The sequence below is a fragment of the Lysinibacillus sp. NPDC093216 genome, assembly GCF_050280325.1.
In the GTDB taxonomy this organism is placed as follows: Bacteria; Bacillota; Bacilli; order Bacillales_A; family Planococcaceae; genus Lysinibacillus.
In genome coordinates, this window is sequence record NZ_JBNNVB010000021.1 from 39,961 (window position 1) to 57,822 (window position 17,862).

Here is a 17,862-nt window from a genome sequence, read left to right on the forward strand (position 1 = left end):
CAAAAAAAGTATTTATATTCAAAATATTAAGTCTCTTTAAAAATACACTTAAATCACTTTCCTAAAGTAGCAATTTATTATCTCTATATTTTCCGTTTTAATAAGATAAGGTATTTGCCTATACGTTAGGGGCTTCCATAATCGAATTTTTCTATTTAGTTCTTTATATATAGTCTTCTACAAAATTAATAAATTATGACTTAGAATAAACTCGTGCCCGAAGGTTGTATAAATGCTTTTTAGCGGGATTATATTTGCTCGAAATAATTGAAAAAGGTTTTGAGGCAAAAAATAGAAAAGTTTTTCTACAATTACTTTATCGGTACACTTGCTTCCATACCTTAATTTATACGGACATAATAATGAAAATAAATCACAAAGCTACCCACCGATGGGAGATAAAGAAAATCTCCATCGATGGGTAGCCTTGTTTTATTCATTAATTAGGGGTGAGGTTGCTTTATTCTCTCGTAACATCACGACAAGGAAAAATAGAATCGCTGCTACTGCAAGAAGTATGGCTGCAATATAGAATGCTAATACCTTCGTTCCAGTGATATCACCAATATAACCAGTAAGCGTTGGCGCAACAACTGATGAACTCATACCAAAGAAGTTAAAGAAACCTAATGCTTTAGCAACTCTATCTGAAGGTACTGAATCAGATACATATGTTATTAAAACTGGATCAATTGCAAGTTTTCCTAGTAATCCATATAAAATAAGCGCAACATAAAGCACTGAAGGATTAGGTGCAAACACGGTTAAACTAATTGTTACAGCTGCACCAATTAACAAGAATAAAATTAATTTCAGACGCATATGTGCATTTTTATCAATATATTTAGAAAATATTAATGCACCAGGAACTGCTGTGATGGCGACTAAAGCAGCTACATAGCCTACTGAACCTTGTTCGAATCCTTTTTCTGCGACAAGGAATGATGGTAACCATGTCACAATCATGTAGTAGCCATAACATGTTGCAAAATAGACGAAATAAATGACTAATTGTTTTGGTGAGAATAAATTCATGCCTTGAGAATCTGCGTCTTGTGCTATTTTCTTATCTTCAGATGTTCCTTCTGTAGGTGATTTTTTGTCTTGTTTAACAAACAAAGCAAACACAAATGTTACAGCTACTATTAAGATAGATGTGATATAAAGCATGTAATTCCATTTGATTTCAAGACCACCAACTAAAACAGATGAGCCTACTAGACCAATGACCATACCTAATGCTGCACCACTATTGATGATCGCATTAGAAAAACTTTTCTTATCTTTAGGCATATATTTAGCTGATAAGGAGAACGCTGCACCATAGTATGAACCAGTCGAAAGACCTGCCAATAAGGCGCCTATATAAACTTGAGTGATTGTCGAGCTTGTCCCAATGACAAATGCCGCTAATGCAAAAACGATAAACGCAGGGATTAATACTCTTTTTTGACCAAATTTATCAACTAGTATACCTGATGGAATTTGCATACCTGTATAGGCAAAAAAGTAAATAGAAGCAACTAGTCCGACCTGAGTATCGCTAATATTCCCTAGCGATTCTTGAATTTGTGGATATATGGGCGTAAGTATTGTACGATAAATCCAAATAACTACCCAACCTAAGCACAGTGCAACAATTATTTTTTTGTAATAATTCGGGTCATTTTTAACTGTTTGTCCCATAATATGACACTCCTATTTTTCGTTTTTTTACTTATGTATTGCTTAAGTTAATTTTAGGTTATGAGTAAGTAAATAACATTGTTCACTTTTAACAAAAACAGAAATGGATTTGCACATTTTAGACAAAAGCATATACTTAAAATATTTATAAAAGTGTGACTTATGATATTCTCGCTAACTGATCTCTACGTAGTACTTTTGCACCCTCGATAACTCTCTACACAGCAAGGTAGGTGCAACAAACAAAAAATAAGCCCGATTACCCTTAAGGTTATCGGACTGACCTATATTTACAGTGCAACACATTATAATATAAAGTTTTATTGAGGTATGACAATTTATTATGATGGCATGAAAGATTCCCCCTTTGTAGGTATTGCTTCTACAAGGAGGAATCTTTCTTTTTATACTATGAAAACTAGTTAATCAACAGACGTGCTATTTCACTTAATGATTTTTATGCGGAATAAAACCGATTGGTGTCGGACCCGCAATCCCTAACATAACAAAATCTTTATCAGAATTATTAGTCATTCCGTGCTTTTCACCCGCACGTGCAACAACAACATCACCAGCTCTAATTTGAACCATTTCACCACACTCTGGATAAAAATCTGCTGTTCCTTCTACAACAATCCAAATATCATCAGCTTTCTCGTGCGAGTGAATTGGCAAATCTTGTCCTGGATGCATACACCAAACAGCTCCTACAGTATTAGGTGTTTCATAGAAAATATGTTTTGTCGCTTCTTCTTCTCTAAACTCTTGAATATCTGGCCAATGGAAAATACGATTTTTTAAATCTTTTCTTGCTCTTTTTTTTAATGTCATTGTATTTTCTCCTTGTTTCCAATTTTCAAAAAACCCACATTATTTAGCGTTTAATAATATTTTGGGGTTTACCCTCTAAGAATGCAATGGTGTTATCGAATGCAATTTCAGCACGCAATTCCATCGCCTCGTCAGTAAAGAAACCTACATGTGGTGTTAAAATTACATTTTTGGCGTGTAATAGTTTATAGTCTCCTGGTATAGGCGGTTCCATATCAAATACGTCGATACCGGCTCCTGCTATTCGCCCTTCATTTAATGCATCCGCCAATGCGTCATTATCAACAATTGGTCCTCGTGCACAGTTGATTAAAATGGCTGATTCCTTCATTAATTGTAATTTGTCTTTAGAAATTAAACCTTTCGTGCTTGGTAGTAATGGAATATGTAATGACACAATATCAGATTGTGCTAATAACTCATCTAATTCCATATACTCGATACCTAAATCTTTAGCTTCTGGATTTCTGCTGGACTGATCTGAAGCGATTAAGTTTGCACCAAATGCTTTAAACAATCGGGCAGTCATTAATCCAATTTTACCTGTACCAATCAAACCAACTGTTTTACCTTTAATTTCACTACCTTGGAATGCCCCTGGGAAATTATCGGCACGATTTTCACTATCACCCTTAGTAATACGACGATATACATCTAATACTAAGCCAATTGTTAATTCCGCAACCGCTTGATTCGCATATCCAGCTGCATTACATACCATAATATCCTGGTTTCTAGCTTGAGTGATACCTACATGATCAACCCCTGTAAAGGCAACATTGATTAATTTTAACTTGTCATTTTGATCAATTACTTCTGTAGGATAAGGATTATTCGCAATCATAATAACATCTGCACCTTCACTACGACTTGCTAATTCTGCCCAATCAGTAGTTTTTTCGTTGTAATATACAAATTCATGACCGCCCTGTTTGATTGGTTCCGCTAATTTTTCAATGATCGAATCTGGAACATTTAATGGTTCTAATAATTTTACTAACATACAATCCATTCCCTCCTATTATTGTCGAATACGTCTGTTGATTAACTAGTGACCATCGTTAGAAAAGTGAGATCACACTTCTTTTATTATTTTGTATACTTCGCACAAAAAAATATAGTATTTACATAGATTAACACTCCTGTTTTTTCTTATTTTTTATTCTATTTGCTTAATCTGATTGTAGGATATGAGTTATTAAATAACATTGTTCACTTTTAACAAAAATGCAAACGACATTACATATTTTTAACAAAAGTTTTCGTCCAAATAAAAAAATCAGCCCAAAGAGAATCGGACTGATTCGTTACATTATAATCGTGTATTTAACCACACATCGTTCTTTGTCTACATCTTTAGGCAATCGATGCTCCTTGATTAAGGTTACCATTTTACACCTTTACCACAAAAACTCTATTCCACACTTTTAAGCGATTCAATCATATTTATTTTCGTCACTTTCCTTCTAAGAAGTAAGTTAGACACTATAGTAAGTAAGAACGCGACAATTATAGAGATTAATATGATAAACATATTTAATTTATCTGGGATTTGTTGATGGGTGCTTGATAGAGCCTTTACTATAATTTGATAGACATAGCCACTGATTGGTAAAGCTACAATGACCGCAAATGTCGTTAGGATAATGTTTTCCAAAAATATTAATCTGTTTATTTTATTTTTTTGATAGCCTAGTACTTTCAGTGTTGCTAGCTCACGATTCCTTTCATATATGTTGATGGAGGATATCGTATAGATGGCGCCAAAGGACAGTATGATGGCGCTTGTGATAAACATGATAAATACAAAACTGTTTTGTTTCACAATGTATTGAGCTGATTTTTTTAAATCATTCTTATTTGCAATTGTATCTACACGGCGATCTTTTCCAAAAAACTTATGAGCGCTCATAGCATCTGTAGAGTTATTTGTTTGAACTAAAAGTGAGGTTGGATTGTAGTCTATGTTAAAGCTCTTTAAGTACTCTGGTGTACTATAAAATGATGGATTCGAATACTGTGTAGATATATTTAAAACCTTCATTTCTACAGAAGTGTCTTTTAGCTCTGGCGCTGTAAACTTTATGTTGATACGATCCCCTTTAGAAATATGATATTTGTCAGCGTAAGATTTGGGTACAAGCACACCGTTATTTTCTAAAGATATCCTATTGTCATTTTCGTCAAAGAAATGAATGAGATTGTTTTCTTTTTCAGTAACAACTAAATTGGCGCTTTCTTTGTCATTATCTTTTATCATTTCAATAGGAAGAGTGGATAACAAATAACTAGTTTTAATTTCAGAAGGTAGTTTTAGCGTATTAAAATTTGTGCCCATCGTATAATCGACTCTTAAATCATAAGTATAAACATCTTCAATTTGGTCTGCTACTTTTAGTAAGGAAGCTTGAGTACCGAAAGCAGTAATCAATAAAACGGTGCTTACAACAACACCAATTGAACTTGCTAATGCTTTTTGTTTATTTAAAAATATATTTCTCAGAATGAGTTTATAACTATAGGAAATATGACTCCATAGACCTGGAATTCTTTCTATCAAGAGCTTTTTCATCTTCTTTGGCGGTTTAGGACGCATAGCCTGAGCCGCATGTTCTTTTAATATAGTTCTACCGCTTAAGTAACATGACAGAACCCCGAAAGCACTGGAGAAAATAATCGGTGGAATGATTGAAAATAGAGAGAGTGAGAATGTTATGTCAGGCAAAGAGTAGGCCCTTGCACACGACTTAGTTACTAAAGGAATAAATACAAAAACGGCAATTACACAGCCAATGATGGAGCCTAGTATACCTGCCAGCACAGGGTATCCCATATAGTGAAGCATAATGTTGCTGTTTTTTACACCTAAAGCCTTCATAATACCAACTTGATTCCGTTGAGAATCGATCGTCCTCGACATGGCGAGAAATAGGATAATCGCTTCAATCAAAAAAAGTACTAAAGGTATAACTTTACTCATTAAGTTATTATTATTAATCGTTTGATTGATTTTAGAATAGTTGAAAGTCCGTTCCTTACTTATTTGATCTAAATAGCTGAGTTGCTTGGACTGTTCTTCAATTGATTTGCCTAACTTTTCAATATCGTAACCTTCTGTAGCATCCACGATGATTTCGTTAAAGTAAAAGCCATTTAAGATTTCGGGTAATGACTCTTCAGCAATATAAGCGACTCCAGATGTTTTATGATCTTGAATGTCATTCTTTTTTGCATGTTCAACATTTTCACCTAAGCCACTAATCGTAAAGTTAAAACTGCTTTCATTCGCATTTATTGTGATTTGATCGCCGACACGATAATGATGTTCTTTTGCATAATGAGAATCTAATAAAATCTCATCCTTTTTTAATGGGATACTACCTTCAGTTATAGTAGGCGTATTTATTTCATTGTTTTCAGGGATCGAATGAATTTTTAATGACGTTTTGTAATCTTCAAAGCTTTGCGTACCATCAAAGGTATAACGTCCTTCGATTTTATGGATACCTTCAATTTTACTTAACCGGGTGACATCATTTTTAGAAAGTTGACTGTAGTACACATTTAAATCGCTTAAATTATGTTTTTGAAAGTAATCCTTCGTATACGCATTAAGATTATTGCTGTAGGTTACTAGTCCCGCGTAGAAAAAAGCACCTACTGCGATAACAATCACAACGGCTATAAATTGCCCCATAGACTGTTTGATGTCCCTCAATAATTTTAAAAACAATTTCATGATTACCACTCAATCCCTTCAACACTTTGTTTTTCCTCATTGATCGTAACGCTTTCGATCATTCCGCTTTTTACTTTAATAATTTTGTCAGCCATAGGAACAATGGCAGAATTATGTGTGACTAAAACAACGCATTTCTTCGTTTCCCTGTTTAAATCTTGCAGAAGCTTTAATACAGACTTGCCAGTTACATAATCCAAAGCGCCGGTTGGTTCATCACAGAGTAAAAGTAAGGGATTTTTCGTAACGGCTCTAGCTATAGCGACTCTTTGTTGCTCTCCTCCAGAAAGCTGGGAAGGGAAATTTTTAATACGATCCGCTAATCCGACTTTATGTAAAATATCTTTAGCATCCAGATGGTTTTTACATACTTCAGTGGCTAATTCAACATTTTCGAGAGCGTTTAAATTCGAAATTAAATTATAAAATTGAAAGACGAAGCCAACTTTCTCACCACGATATTCAGTTAAGTTTTTTTCGTTCAGCCTTGTTATTTCTTGATTCCCAACAAAGACTTGACCTGAGGTAACTGTATCCATACCGCCAAGAATATTTAAAATCGTACTTTTACCCGCACCACTTGCCCCTAAAATAACGACGAATTCCCCTTCATTTACGGAAAAATCAACACCATTCAGAGCCTTGATTGGGACTTCTCCTATTTTGTATTCTTTCGTTACGTTTTTAAGTTCGATCAGCTTTTTCATTTATTTCATCTCCTCAAATAATTTTTTATCAACGTCAAGTAACTCTAAAATAAACAACATTTGTCGTATATTTTAGAGTTACTCTTTAGTTGTTTCTTTTTGCTGATTGGCTTTATCAAGAAGCCGTTAATCACGGTAAAATGTTAGAGATTTATATCGACTTAAAAAGAAATTCAATCTACCATTCTCTGTAGCAGTTTCAACCACAACACGATTCACGGCTTCAAGAAGGTTCCATGATGTTTACGGCAGTTATGAATCGGCATTATTTCGTCCGGGCTCAAGCAAAAGCAGTTAAATCACTCTAATAATATATAAGCTGATAAAATTAAATATATACACGTTTGGTAAAAAATACATTTTATCAAATAGAAGATTTATGAAATGATTTCCCATACGGGTAAAATGCATCAGTTTCTTTTGTTTTGATTTTTAGTAGACATAATATAATTATCTGTAATTTAAAGTTTGAATGATGAGTTACGAAGATGTTAGAGGCTTAGAATAGATTTTACTTTTGATCACTATAGCTAGTATGTTTTGTGGCAAATGTGAGGATATGCGCATATCACAGCAGAAAAAGGCGGAAGGAAGTTCACTTCTTTCATTCTAATTATAAATACGTGTAAATGCTTTTAAATACATCGAACTGACACCAATTGTTCTGCTACTATTAACACTAATATTCAGGTTTCTAAAAAATAAAAAACAAATTTATTGATAGGTACTCGAACACCTCAACGTTTTGATAAGATTGCGGAACCCCTTTCATATTTACGGCCATAAAAAATAACTCAGAAGTCATTCCAACCTCTGAGTTATTTTTTATTATTTAGTTAACGCCTTCATATCTGCTGCAATCGTCTCAACTGGCACATCCGTTACAGCAGGATAATCCTTCACAACAATCCCATCAGCATTAACTAAGTAATACCTTCCCATATGTACAACTTGGTCAGTATTTGGATCATTTTTCACGCGTGATTTAAACGATTTCATTGCAAACTGTTCAATAAACTTTTGATCATAGCCAGTTAATAGTTGCCATTTGCTTTCGTCAGGCACTGAATACGTTTTCAAATAATTCGTTAAAACTTCTGGCTTGTCCACTTGAGGATCAACGCTAAAAGCTACAATTTGATAATCTTCCACGCCCTTATCCTGAAGTCCTTTTTGCACCTCTGTCATGTTATACGTCATTGGCGGACAAATGGAATTACAATTAGTAAAGACGAACATTGCTAACCATGGCTTGCCCTTAAAATCATTAAGGCTAACCTTTTCATTTTTTTGATTTGTAACCGAAAAATCCTGTACTTCTATGTTCATTTCAGGTTCAAATTTATAACTTCCGCAAGCAGTTAGAATGCTACTTAATGTTAGTATCAACACGAGCATTGCACTTTTCTTTTTCATATATTTGCTCACTTCCCTTCAATTTACCATCGTTGTTTATTGTATAAATAATAGGTACTTAATACAAGATATGCGCTTATCCTTTCATTTTTTTTATGTCATTTCAATGTATATTGTACGATTTTGGTATATTACTACCCTGTATATTCCAGACAATTCACACTTTTTTAAAAATTAATTAAAGCTGTTTTTTACTATTTTGGTTATTTCCCAAGACATCATATAATTGTTATATAACAAAGTTTTTTTAGTTTCCAAGCAAATCCTCTATACGAAGACACAATAATAAATTCTTGAAAATTCTCTTTCATGTTCAAATTTTCTCCTACATTCACAATTATCATTATCAAACTATTATAGGAATATTATTCTATAAAAAAATACCATTCTCTTTCATACGGATTATTTCTATTAAATCCTTATTATTTCTACGTTATTTCCACGATTCGGAAATTATTAAAAATTTAAAAAACTCAAAATTTAGTATTGCATTATAAGAATCTTCCCCATAAAATAAGTGAGTATAACGACGAGCAATAAAGAAATATGTCGTTTAAGAAAGAAATATATCACTTTAGGGGGAATAATAATGGCAAACATTTCTGAGAACAAAAGTATAGATTCAGTTGACTATAGCGCAATTGAAGCTATGGAATCGTTCAACAAGTTCGTGAAAAAGAAGAATACCTTCCTTTTCTCGATTACAGCAATATTTTTAACACTTTATATTTTGTTACCAATCCTCGCTTTCCAACCTGTACTACAACAAAAAATTATCGGAAATATTACGGGTGTTTGGGTTTATTCAGCAGGATTATTCATTATGACAATCGTACTTTGTACAGTGTATGTGAAAAAAGCTTCTTCATTCGATAAAGCTGCGGCAGCAGTACTAGCTGAGTATCAGGCGAAAGGTGGAAAATAAATGAACTTAGTATCCGTTGGTTTCTTTTTAGCAATCGTTGGTTTAACTCTTGTAGTAACATATATCGCAGCGAAACGTACATCTTCTGCGGCTGATTTTTATACAGCTGGTGGCGGTCTTAAAGGTTGGCAAAATGGCTTTGCGATCGCTGGTGACTACTTATCTGCGGCTGCATTTCTTGGCGTGTCCGGTGCGATTGCGTTAACTGGTTTTGATGGTTTCTTCTTCTCTGTAGGCTATGTAGTAGCTAACTTAGTGCTTCTTTATGTAATTGCGGAGCCGATGCGAAATTTAGGTCGTTATACTTTAGCAGATATGCTTACTGCCCGTTTTAATGAAAAACGCATTCGCGGGGTTGCTGCGTCAGGAACAATTATCATCGTAATCCTTTATATGATTGCACAATTAGTAGGTGCAGGTGCCCTTATTAAACTATTATTTGGTATTGAGTATTGGATTGCAGTGTTAATCGTAGGTGTTATGATGACTACTTATGTATTATTCGGTGGCATGACAGCTACTTCTTGGGTGCAAATTATTAAAGCTAGCCTTCTTTTATTTGGGACAGGCGTATTAGCTACTTTAGTATTAATTAAATTCGACTTCTCTCTTATGAAAATGTTTGATACGATCGCTGTGGATCATGGCGAGAAATTCCTTGTACCAGGGATGAAATATACAAGTTCAATTGATTCGGTTTCGATGATGATGGCGCTTGTTTTAGGTACATCTGGGTTACCGCATATTTTAATGCGCTTCTTCACTGTTAAAGATGCCAAAACTGCTCGTTCTTCTATTTCATGGACAACTTGGATTACAGCTATTTTCTTCTCATTAACTATTTTCTTAGGCTTTGGCGCATTAAATTTTGTAGGGATCGATAAAATTCTTGCTGAAAGTAAAGCTGGTAACACCGCAGCCCCACTTCTTGCTAATTATTTGGGCGGTGATGTGTTAATGGCATTTATCGGTGCCGTAGCATTCGCAACCATCTTAGCAGTTGTTTCGGGCTTAGTTTTAACAGGAGCTTCTGCGATTTCCCATGATATTTATGGAGAAATCATTAAAGATGGTAAATTAACAGAAAAGCAACAAGTTGTAGCCGCTCGTACTGGCTCGATTTCTATTGCCATTGTATCCATTATCCTTGCATTATTTGCGCAAAACTTGAATGTATCGTTCTTAGTATCCTTTGCATTTTGTATCGGTGCTTCAGCAAACTTACCAGTTATTCTTTACACAATTTACTGGAAAAAATTCAATTCAACAGGTGCTATAACTGCGATGGTAACTGGTTTAGTATCATGTTTAGTGTTAGGTGCTATGGGGCCGAATGTATGGAGTCCTGTTGAAGGTGCAGCTATTTTTGTTGGTAATCCTATCGTACCGTTAGCAGTTCCAGCGGTCATTACAATTCCACTTGGCTTTATCGCAGGTTATTTAGGCACTGTTCTATCTTCTAGCAAAGTACCACAGGAAGAAGCAGATCGTATTTACAAGGAAATTCGTGTGAAAGCAAACACAGGTGTATCTGTTTCTGATATCTCTCATTGATCACTTTCTGCAATCCAAATAATTGCAAAAGGCTATATCAATCGTCCTATCATTCATAATAAAAATATCAAGTTAAAAAACTCGATTTTTTATCGGGTTTTTTAACTTTTTATTATAAAAAAATTGCCAATTTATTTATCGAACAATACTATTCTCTTTCAAAAAAAAACGATTTTCACTGAGTAAATAGTGTTTATTTTTTATAAAAAATCATTTCCCTTTTGAAATTCCAACCATATTTTCCGCTCGGAAATCTAGAATTGACCTAACTTCGTTTATTTATCAGAATTTTCCAAAACCCTTTTATTTCTTACATTTGTCTTGTATATTCTCTTTTAAGACTATTTTTTCAAAAACTATTTTTTTATAATTTTTTCTGAAAAGTATTGCAATTTTGTGAACTGTCTCATAAAATGAAGATGTGAATTCACTAATCTAGCAAAATTGAGTCTTTAAGCAGTAAAAATAAACACAAAATGGGGAATGTTAATGGGGAACAATCAAGGCAATAAGAGCATCATGATTGATTATGATGCGATTGCAAATCAAGAGTCGTTTAAAGCGCTTGTGCGAAGAAAGAAATCATTTCTTTGGTCAATGACTGTGTTCTTCTTAGCAGCATACATGTTGCTTCCAATTCTTACTTCGTACACGACAGTACTACACCAAAAGGCATTTGGGGAAATTACTTGGGTGTGGGTATATTCAGCAGGGTTATTCATCATGACTTGGTGCTTATGTCACTTATATGTAGCAAAAGCAAATAGCTTTGATAAAGAGGCAAAGGCGATTATCACTGAATACGAAAACGGAGGTGGCCGCCGATGAATAACGGAATGAGTTTTACAGCCATATTCTTCTTCGTAGCCATTGTTGGTTTAACATTAGTTATTACATGGTGGGCATCAAAACGAACTTCTTCTGCAAGTGATTTCTATACTGCAGGCGGTGGGTTAACAGGCTGGCAAAATGGACTAGCCATCGCTGGTGACTACTTATCAGCAGCATCTTTCTTAGGGATCGCTGGAGCAGTTGCATTATTTGGATTTGATGGATTCTTCTTCTCTATCGGTTATTTAGTAGCTTACTTAGTGGTTCTATACATCGTCGCTGAGCCATTACGTAATCTTGGTAAATTTACATTAGCTGACATGATCACAGCGCGTTTTGATAGCTCTAAAGTTCGTGGTACAGCAGCTTTAAGCACTATTACGATTGTCTTATTCTACATGATTGCACAACTAGTTGGTGCAGGAGCACTTATTCAATTACTTTTAGGAATCGACTATTGGGTTGCCGTTCTAATCGTAGGTTTTATGATGACGACTTACGTACTATTCGGTGGTATGACTGCAACATCTTGGGTACAAATTATTAAAGCTTGTCTTTTAATGTTAGGTACAGTTATTATTTCATTCTTAGTATTAAAAGAGTTCGGCTTTAGTATTGCAACGATGTTCAAAGAAATGGAAACTGCAACTGATAGCGGTGCAGCTTATTTGAACCCAGGTCTTAAATATCAAAATGGCGTTGATACTATTTCAATGTTAATCGCTTTAGTATTAGGTACAGCTGGTCTTCCACATATCCTAATGCGCTTCTTTACAGTAAAAGATGCGAAAACTGCTCGTTCCTCTGTTATTTGGGCTACTTGGATTGTAGGTATCTTCTACATTCTTACAATCTTCTTAGGATTCGGTGCAGCTAAATTCGTTGGTAAAGAAGCAATTATTGAAGCAAACGCGGCGGGTAACATGGCTGCTCCACTTCTCGCAGAAGCACTTGGTGGGGACATTCTATTCTCATTCGTATGTGCGGTAGCTTTCGCAACAATCTTAGCGGTAGTAGCTGGTCTTGTACTTTCTGGCGCATCTGCCCTTTCGCATGATATTTATGGTCAAATCATTAAAAAAGGCAAAATCACAGAGAAAGAGCAAGTACTTGCAGCTCGTATCGGTTCTATCACAATCGCTGTTATTTCAATCCTTTTAGCACTTGGTGCACAAACATTAAACGTAGCGTTCTTAGTATCACTTGCATTCTGTATTGCAGGTTCAGCTAACTTACCTGTAATCATCTATACTATCTACTGGAAACGCTTTAATACAGCTGGTGCTATTACAGCAATGTTGACAGGTTTAATCTCTGCTTTAGTTCTTGTTGCAGTTTCACCAAACCTTTGGAATCCAGTTGAAGGAAAAGCAATTTTCGTTGGGAATCCGTTAATTTCGTTAACGAACCCAGCAATAATTTCTGTACCACTTGGCTTCCTTGGGGGTCTCATCGGAACATTACTTTCTAAGGAATCAGATGCTAAGAAATATCGTGAAGTGGATGTTAAAGCAAACACAGGTATTTCTGTACAAGACGTATCTCACTAATAATAGGACAATCGCCTCGTAAGTTAAATACTTACGAGGTTTTACTTTTTCTTCCGTATTCGGTACTATATTTACAAATGATAGTTGGAGGTAAGGTAACATGACAAACTCAAAAGCAAAAAAGAAACGCATGCATATAAAACGCACTAAAGGGAAGGACGTTGAAAAAAATCGTCAATCTTCCCCTTTCAGTACACATGAGCGTGTAACGAAAACGAAAAAAGAAAATATTGAACAAAATTTTACAAAGCACAGAAAACACAACCACGTTGAAGACGATTAGTGGTTGTGTTTTGCTTGTAATGAGACATTTTGATGTTTAGAAGTAATCAGTTTTGGTATAAAGTACAATGGATAAAGTAAAAGAAAAAGATTAGGTATCCACCACATAAGATCAAAATCAAGCTTTATTGTCCAAAAAGCAATCGCCTGTAATCCAGAGCAACTTGTTAGTGTCAGAGATAATAAGGTAAATGTTCTCCACTTTTCATTTTTTATTTTAAATAGATAGAGACTTATAAAACCACTAACTGAAATTAAAATATCTAGCGGGAAAAACGACCAATTCCATATAACTAATAATTCATTTTGATAATCTTGATATAAATACTCTTCTGGAATCAAATGAAAAAAAGTGACAAACCAATAGAGTATAAAAAAGAAATCTGTACCTAAAAATAGCATTCTTAAAGCTTTACTCATTTACAGCCCCCATTTAGTTTTCTTCGTTAACGTTACCATTTAGAATACCAAGCATAAGAATGTCCACCATTTCCTGCATTGTATCCTGAAGTGAAATCATATTTCTGTTTTGGGATGCATGTTCCATCAATCGATAAAGCCCGCCAATATAGACTTCTATAAAGATCTCTTTATTAAAGGGACGTATTTTATTTGTTGCAATTCCTTCATCTATTAACGAAAAGATACCTGCCCATTGTTCATGAATAAATTCATCAAGAGTTTCCCATTGCTTTGGATAATAGCGTTGAAGTTCCTCTAAATATTTGAGCTGAGCAAACTTAAAATCAGCCGGAATTAGTACAAGACTTTTTTGTAGTTTTTCTACAAGATTTAACGTTGCATCATGCAGAATTTCTTTCTCTTTCATTTTCAGTTCATCAATGGCAAGATCAATCATTTCATTTAGCAGTTCTTCCTTTGAGGGATAATATCCATACAATGTTTTAGTACTCATACCAAGCTGTTTTGCTAGCTCCCCCATCGTAAATCGGAATCCTTTTCGTTCAGCTTCACTAATTGATACCTTTAAAATTCTAGCTTTCAACATGATCAACTACCTTCCGGAAAACTAAAAAACGTTTTTATTTTCCTTGTTTTCCATTTAATTATAGTACCAAATGAAAATAATGTCAATTGAACTACCCCGCTTCGCTTAATAGCGAGAGATTCCTATGAACACCAGCGTAACCAAAGTTAGTGATTCTGTAATTTTTTATCAGCGATGTTTGATGCTTTTATCAGCGATTCTGGCTCTTTTATCAGCGATGTTTGACGTTTCATCAGCGATTCTAACTCTTCTATCAGCGATGTTTGACGTTTTATCAGCGATTCTGGCTATTTTATCAGCGATGTTCGACGCTTTATCAGCGATTCTGGCACTTCTATCAGCGATGTTCGACGTTTTATCAGCGATTCTGGCTCTTTTTATCAGCAATGTTTGAGCTTGTTTTATCAGCGATTCTGGCACTTCTATCAGCGATGTTCAACGTTTTACCAGCGATTCTGGCTCTTTTATCAACGATGGTCAACGCTTTATCAGCGATTCTGGCTCTTCTATCAGCGATGTTCAACGCTTTATCAGCGATTCTGGCTCTTTTATCAGCGATGTTCAACGTTTTACCAGCGATTCTGGCTCTTCTATCAGCGATGTTTGACGTTTTATCAGGGATTCTGGCTCTTTTATCAGCGATGTTCGACGTTTTATCAGCGATTCTGGCACTTCTATCAGCGATGTTCAACGTTTTACCAGCGATTCTGGCTCTTTTATCAGCGATGTTCAACGTTTTATCAGCGATTCTATTACTTTTAACAAAAACACAGCTGCCCTTTAAAAGAGCAGCTGCGTTATTTGCTATAAATTATAAAATTTTGTCGTATTTCTTGTGATGATGCGCGCCGCTTCCTGTATTGTAAGCCCCTTTATCGAAGCGATAACCTCGATGGAATGATCCATCATCCAAGGTGATGTTCTCTTATTGTCAAACTGACCTTCAAACGGCCATGGCCCATCTGTTTCTACCATTATTAGTTCGATTGGATATTTTTTAATAAGTTGTTGAATTTCTGCCTCATACGTACAATCAGGCGTGACAGAAATGAAATACCCTTTAGAAATCATCCGTTCAATCACTTCCTCATCGCCTTTAAACCAATGAAAATGCGCTTTCGTTACATGATGTTTTTCTAGCAAATCACAAACAATCGCCGCATCCTCATAAACAGCATGTAACACTATCGGTTTATTTAACTCCTTTGCCAATACAATAAACCGTTCTAACAATGCTACATACGGACGAACATCAATCGCCTTCTCCTGCCTCAAATAATAAGGCAATCCAACCTCGCCAATTGCTACCATTTCATCAGAGTGTTGGCGTATCCACTCGAATAACGCGTCTTCCTCCTCATCACTAAGTAACGGTTGTTCGGGATGAAACCCAAACGCTGCTTTTACCTTTGCATAGGCTTTCGACAGTTTCAACGTCTTTTCACACGATGGAAGATTCATGCTAACGGCAATGACATGTTCAACTTCCTCTAGTAAAGTTGGTATATCGTTTTCCTTATACTGATCTAAATGAATATGTGCATCAATCAACATTCGCTTCATCCTTTTTTTCTGTTAAATACGTGAATAACTGTTGCTTCAAAGCCGTAAACGAAGCGGAATGACGAATTTCTTCTTGGCGTGGCCTTGCAAAAGGTACGATTATTTCCTTTTTCATTGTCGCTGGTCGTTTCGTGAGTACAATGATACGATCAGCTAAAAACAGAGCTTCCTCGATACTATGTGTAACGAATAATATAGACTTTCGATATTCCTCCCATATCGATAAAAGCCACGCCTGCATTTCAAGCCTTGTAAACTCATCAAGTGCAGAAAACGGCTCATCTAAGCATAAGATGGGCTTATCACTAACAATGGCACGAATAAACGATACACGCTGTTGCATACCCCCTGACAGCTCATTGGGATACGCATTTTCAAACGCTGCAAGCCCAACTTTGTCTAACCATTCCTTGGCCAAGTTCACGTTTGGTTTTCTATGAAGCTCCTCGACCATCGTGACATTTTCTACTATCGTACGCCATGGTAATAAACACGGCTGCTGAGGCATATAGCCAATCGTCCCTCTTTTTTTCTGGATATCTGTATCGTTTAATAAAATAGCACCCTTATCAATAGAAGTAACACCACCAATTAATTGAAAGAGTGTACTTTTTCCACTGCCTGACGGTCCGATAATCGCCACAAATTCCCCGTCCTTGACCTCAAACGATAAATTGCGAATAACCGGAAGAGCATCAAAGGATTTATCAATGTTTTGAATGCTTAGCATGGAGTCCTCTCCCCTTCACAACAAGTTTTTCTAACAATTGTATAGCACTAAATAATAGTAAACTTAAAAATACGATAGCAAAAATAGCTACAAACACGCGATCCGTTCGAAATGAAGATTGTGCTAATGTCATATAAACACCAATCCCCATTTTCGCACCTAACCATTCCGCAATGACAGCTCCCATGACGCTATAGGTTGCCGCAATCTTTACGCCTGAAAAAATCGCTGGATACGCATAAGGCCATTCAAGCTTCCAAAAGGTTTGTGCTTTCGTTGCACCAATCATCCTAAAATAATGCTTCAGCTCAGGCGAAGTTTGACGAAAGCCATCCATTGCCGAAATAACAATAGGGAAAAAGCACACAAGACAAATAATAATGAGCTTTGGCAATAAACCGAAGCCAAACCATATGATTAAGAGTGGTGCTAGAACGAGCACCGGGACATTCTGTGACATAATCAGAATAGGATAAAATAGCTCCCGCACAAACGTAAAACGATGTAATAGCACGGCAACCGTTAGCCCACATACTATCCCGATAGCTAGACCAAGAAGTGCTAATTGAACAGTCGCTAAAGCATGTGGCACAAACGTCTCATACGATTGAAAACCTTCTTTCAAAATGGCACTCGGTGCAGGCAAAAGCCAATGTGGAGTATCAGCAAAGCGGACAATTAGTTCCCATATGAATAAGAGGAAGGCGATAAAAATTATCGTCCTTCCTTGTTTGAAAGCTTGCCTCATCACTGGTATTTCTCCGTCAATGTACCCATTGTAATACCAGATGGCTGATATAAAATTTTCACTTGCGTGATGACATTGATCGCGCCCAGCTCAATCATCTTGTCATTCATTTTTTCAATGATTTGTAATAAAACCGGTAGCTCACCTTCCATTGTCGTTTCTAACGGGTGCACTTCATATTTAACTCCTGAAGCGTCGATAACCGCAATCGCTGCATCGACATATGGGATCACATCCTCATATTTTTCAGTTTTCGGGATAATTTGTACACTTATTAATGAGTTTGCCATA

At 35.7% G+C, this 17,862-nt stretch carries 19 protein-coding genes; 7 read left to right on the forward strand and 12 right to left on the reverse strand.

From position 1 onward, the window contains the following. Nucleotides 1–432: 432 nt before the first annotated feature. The 6 genes from ACQKOG_RS19640 to ACQKOG_RS19665 form a co-directional block, all read right to left on the reverse strand. On the reverse strand, nt 433–1,686 hold the full coding sequence (locus ACQKOG_RS19640; RefSeq protein ID WP_370076491.1) for an MFS transporter: 1,254 nt from the start codon (nt 1,684–1,686) through the stop codon (nt 433–435). A 447-nt stretch (nt 1,687–2,133) separates the two neighbouring features. Then, nucleotides 2,134–2,517: a cupin domain-containing protein gene (locus tag ACQKOG_RS19645; protein WP_402872792.1), complete on the reverse strand. Its 384-nt coding sequence runs from the start codon at nt 2,515–2,517 to the stop codon at nt 2,134–2,136. Nucleotides 2,518–2,560: 43 nt separating this feature from the next. After that, a complete protein-coding gene (locus ACQKOG_RS19650; protein WP_427448046.1) occupies nt 2,561–3,520 on the reverse strand; it encodes a 2-hydroxyacid dehydrogenase in 960 nt (319 codons plus the stop codon). 411 nt (nt 3,521–3,931) lie between these two features. After that, nucleotides 3,932–6,256: an ABC transporter permease gene (locus ACQKOG_RS19655; protein WP_402872788.1), complete on the reverse strand. Its 2,325-nt coding sequence runs from the start codon at nt 6,254–6,256 to the stop codon at nt 3,932–3,934. Nucleotides 6,257–6,258: 2 nt separating this feature from the next. Continuing rightward, a complete protein-coding gene (locus ACQKOG_RS19660; protein ID WP_427448048.1) occupies nt 6,259–6,963 on the reverse strand; it encodes an ABC transporter ATP-binding protein in 705 nt (234 codons plus the stop codon). Nucleotides 6,964–7,791: 828 nt separating this feature from the next. After that, nucleotides 7,792–8,379, reverse strand: coding sequence for an SCO family protein (locus ACQKOG_RS19665; protein WP_427448050.1), 588 nt, complete (start codon nt 8,377–8,379; stop codon nt 7,792–7,794). 589 nt (nt 8,380–8,968) lie between these two features. Here ACQKOG_RS19665 and ACQKOG_RS19670 point away from each other — a divergent pair. The 5 genes from ACQKOG_RS19670 to ACQKOG_RS19690 all read left to right on the forward strand — a co-directional run bounded on the left by ACQKOG_RS19670 (nt 8,969) and on the right by ACQKOG_RS19690 (nt 13,522). Beyond that, complete coding sequence (locus tag ACQKOG_RS19670) at nt 8,969–9,304, forward strand: DUF485 domain-containing protein (RefSeq protein ID WP_370076503.1); 336 nt, start codon at nt 8,969–8,971, stop codon at nt 9,302–9,304. Beyond that, complete coding sequence (locus ACQKOG_RS19675; protein ID WP_370076505.1) at nt 9,305–10,858, forward strand: solute symporter family protein; 1,554 nt, start codon at nt 9,305–9,307, stop codon at nt 10,856–10,858. A 489-nt stretch (nt 10,859–11,347) separates the two neighbouring features. Next, complete coding sequence (locus tag ACQKOG_RS19680; RefSeq protein WP_415730631.1) at nt 11,348–11,686, forward strand: DUF485 domain-containing protein; 339 nt, start codon at nt 11,348–11,350, stop codon at nt 11,684–11,686. A gap of 8 nt (nt 11,687–11,694) precedes the next feature. After that, nucleotides 11,695–13,239, forward strand: coding sequence for a solute symporter family protein (locus ACQKOG_RS19685; RefSeq protein WP_370076675.1), 1,545 nt, complete (start codon nt 11,695–11,697; stop codon nt 13,237–13,239). A 100-nt stretch (nt 13,240–13,339) separates the two neighbouring features. Continuing rightward, the gene (locus ACQKOG_RS19690) at nt 13,340–13,522 is read left to right on the forward strand and encodes a hypothetical protein (RefSeq protein ID WP_370076509.1); all 183 of its coding nucleotides are present in this window, start codon (nt 13,340–13,342) and stop codon (nt 13,520–13,522) included. Here the strand turns inward: ACQKOG_RS19690 and ACQKOG_RS19695 are convergent. Together ACQKOG_RS19695 and ACQKOG_RS19700 are read right to left on the reverse strand one after the other, a co-directional pair. Beyond that, entirely contained in the window at nt 13,519–13,941 is a 423-nt protein-coding gene (locus tag ACQKOG_RS19695; protein WP_427448053.1) for a DUF5360 family protein, read from the reverse strand. The genes ACQKOG_RS19690 and ACQKOG_RS19695 overlap by 4 nt on opposite strands. A gap of 13 nt (nt 13,942–13,954) precedes the next feature. After that, nucleotides 13,955–14,530 carry a TetR/AcrR family transcriptional regulator gene (locus ACQKOG_RS19700; protein ID WP_427448055.1) on the reverse strand — a complete coding sequence of 192 codons (576 nt, stop codon included), beginning with the start codon at nt 14,528–14,530 and terminating at the stop codon, nt 13,955–13,957. Between the two features lie 124 nt (nt 14,531–14,654). Here ACQKOG_RS19700 and ACQKOG_RS19705 point away from each other — a divergent pair, with 124 nt between their 5' ends. Both ACQKOG_RS19705 and ACQKOG_RS19710 read left to right on the forward strand, forming a co-directional pair. Further along, complete coding sequence (locus ACQKOG_RS19705; RefSeq protein ID WP_427448057.1) at nt 14,655–14,924, forward strand: hypothetical protein; 270 nt, start codon at nt 14,655–14,657, stop codon at nt 14,922–14,924. Continuing rightward, on the forward strand, nt 14,917–15,369 hold the full coding sequence (locus ACQKOG_RS19710; RefSeq protein ID WP_427448059.1) for a hypothetical protein: 453 nt from the start codon (nt 14,917–14,919) through the stop codon (nt 15,367–15,369). The genes ACQKOG_RS19705 and ACQKOG_RS19710 overlap by 8 nt, the downstream gene beginning before the upstream one ends. Here the strand turns inward: ACQKOG_RS19710 and ACQKOG_RS19715 are convergent. From ACQKOG_RS19715 to ACQKOG_RS19730, 4 genes are read right to left on the reverse strand one after another with little or no spacing between them, the layout of a single operon-like run. Beyond that, nucleotides 15,335–16,084 carry a TatD family hydrolase gene (locus ACQKOG_RS19715; RefSeq protein WP_427448061.1) on the reverse strand — a complete coding sequence of 250 codons (750 nt, stop codon included), beginning with the start codon at nt 16,082–16,084 and terminating at the stop codon, nt 15,335–15,337. The two genes, ACQKOG_RS19710 and ACQKOG_RS19715, sit on opposite strands and share 35 nt — an antisense overlap. Continuing rightward, a complete protein-coding gene (locus ACQKOG_RS19720) occupies nt 16,074–16,823 on the reverse strand; it encodes an ABC transporter ATP-binding protein (protein ID WP_427448063.1) in 750 nt (249 codons plus the stop codon). The genes ACQKOG_RS19715 and ACQKOG_RS19720 overlap by 11 nt, the downstream gene beginning before the upstream one ends. Beyond that, nucleotides 16,801–17,571 carry an ABC transporter permease gene (locus ACQKOG_RS19725; RefSeq protein WP_370076676.1) on the reverse strand — a complete coding sequence of 257 codons (771 nt, stop codon included), beginning with the start codon at nt 17,569–17,571 and terminating at the stop codon, nt 16,801–16,803. The genes ACQKOG_RS19720 and ACQKOG_RS19725 overlap by 23 nt, the downstream gene beginning before the upstream one ends. After that, nucleotides 17,571–17,861 carry a thiamine-binding protein gene (locus tag ACQKOG_RS19730; protein WP_370076519.1) on the reverse strand — a complete coding sequence of 97 codons (291 nt, stop codon included), beginning with the start codon at nt 17,859–17,861 and terminating at the stop codon, nt 17,571–17,573. Before ACQKOG_RS19730 ends, ACQKOG_RS19725 begins: the two co-directional genes overlap by 1 nt. Nucleotide 17,862 lies beyond the last annotated feature (1 nt).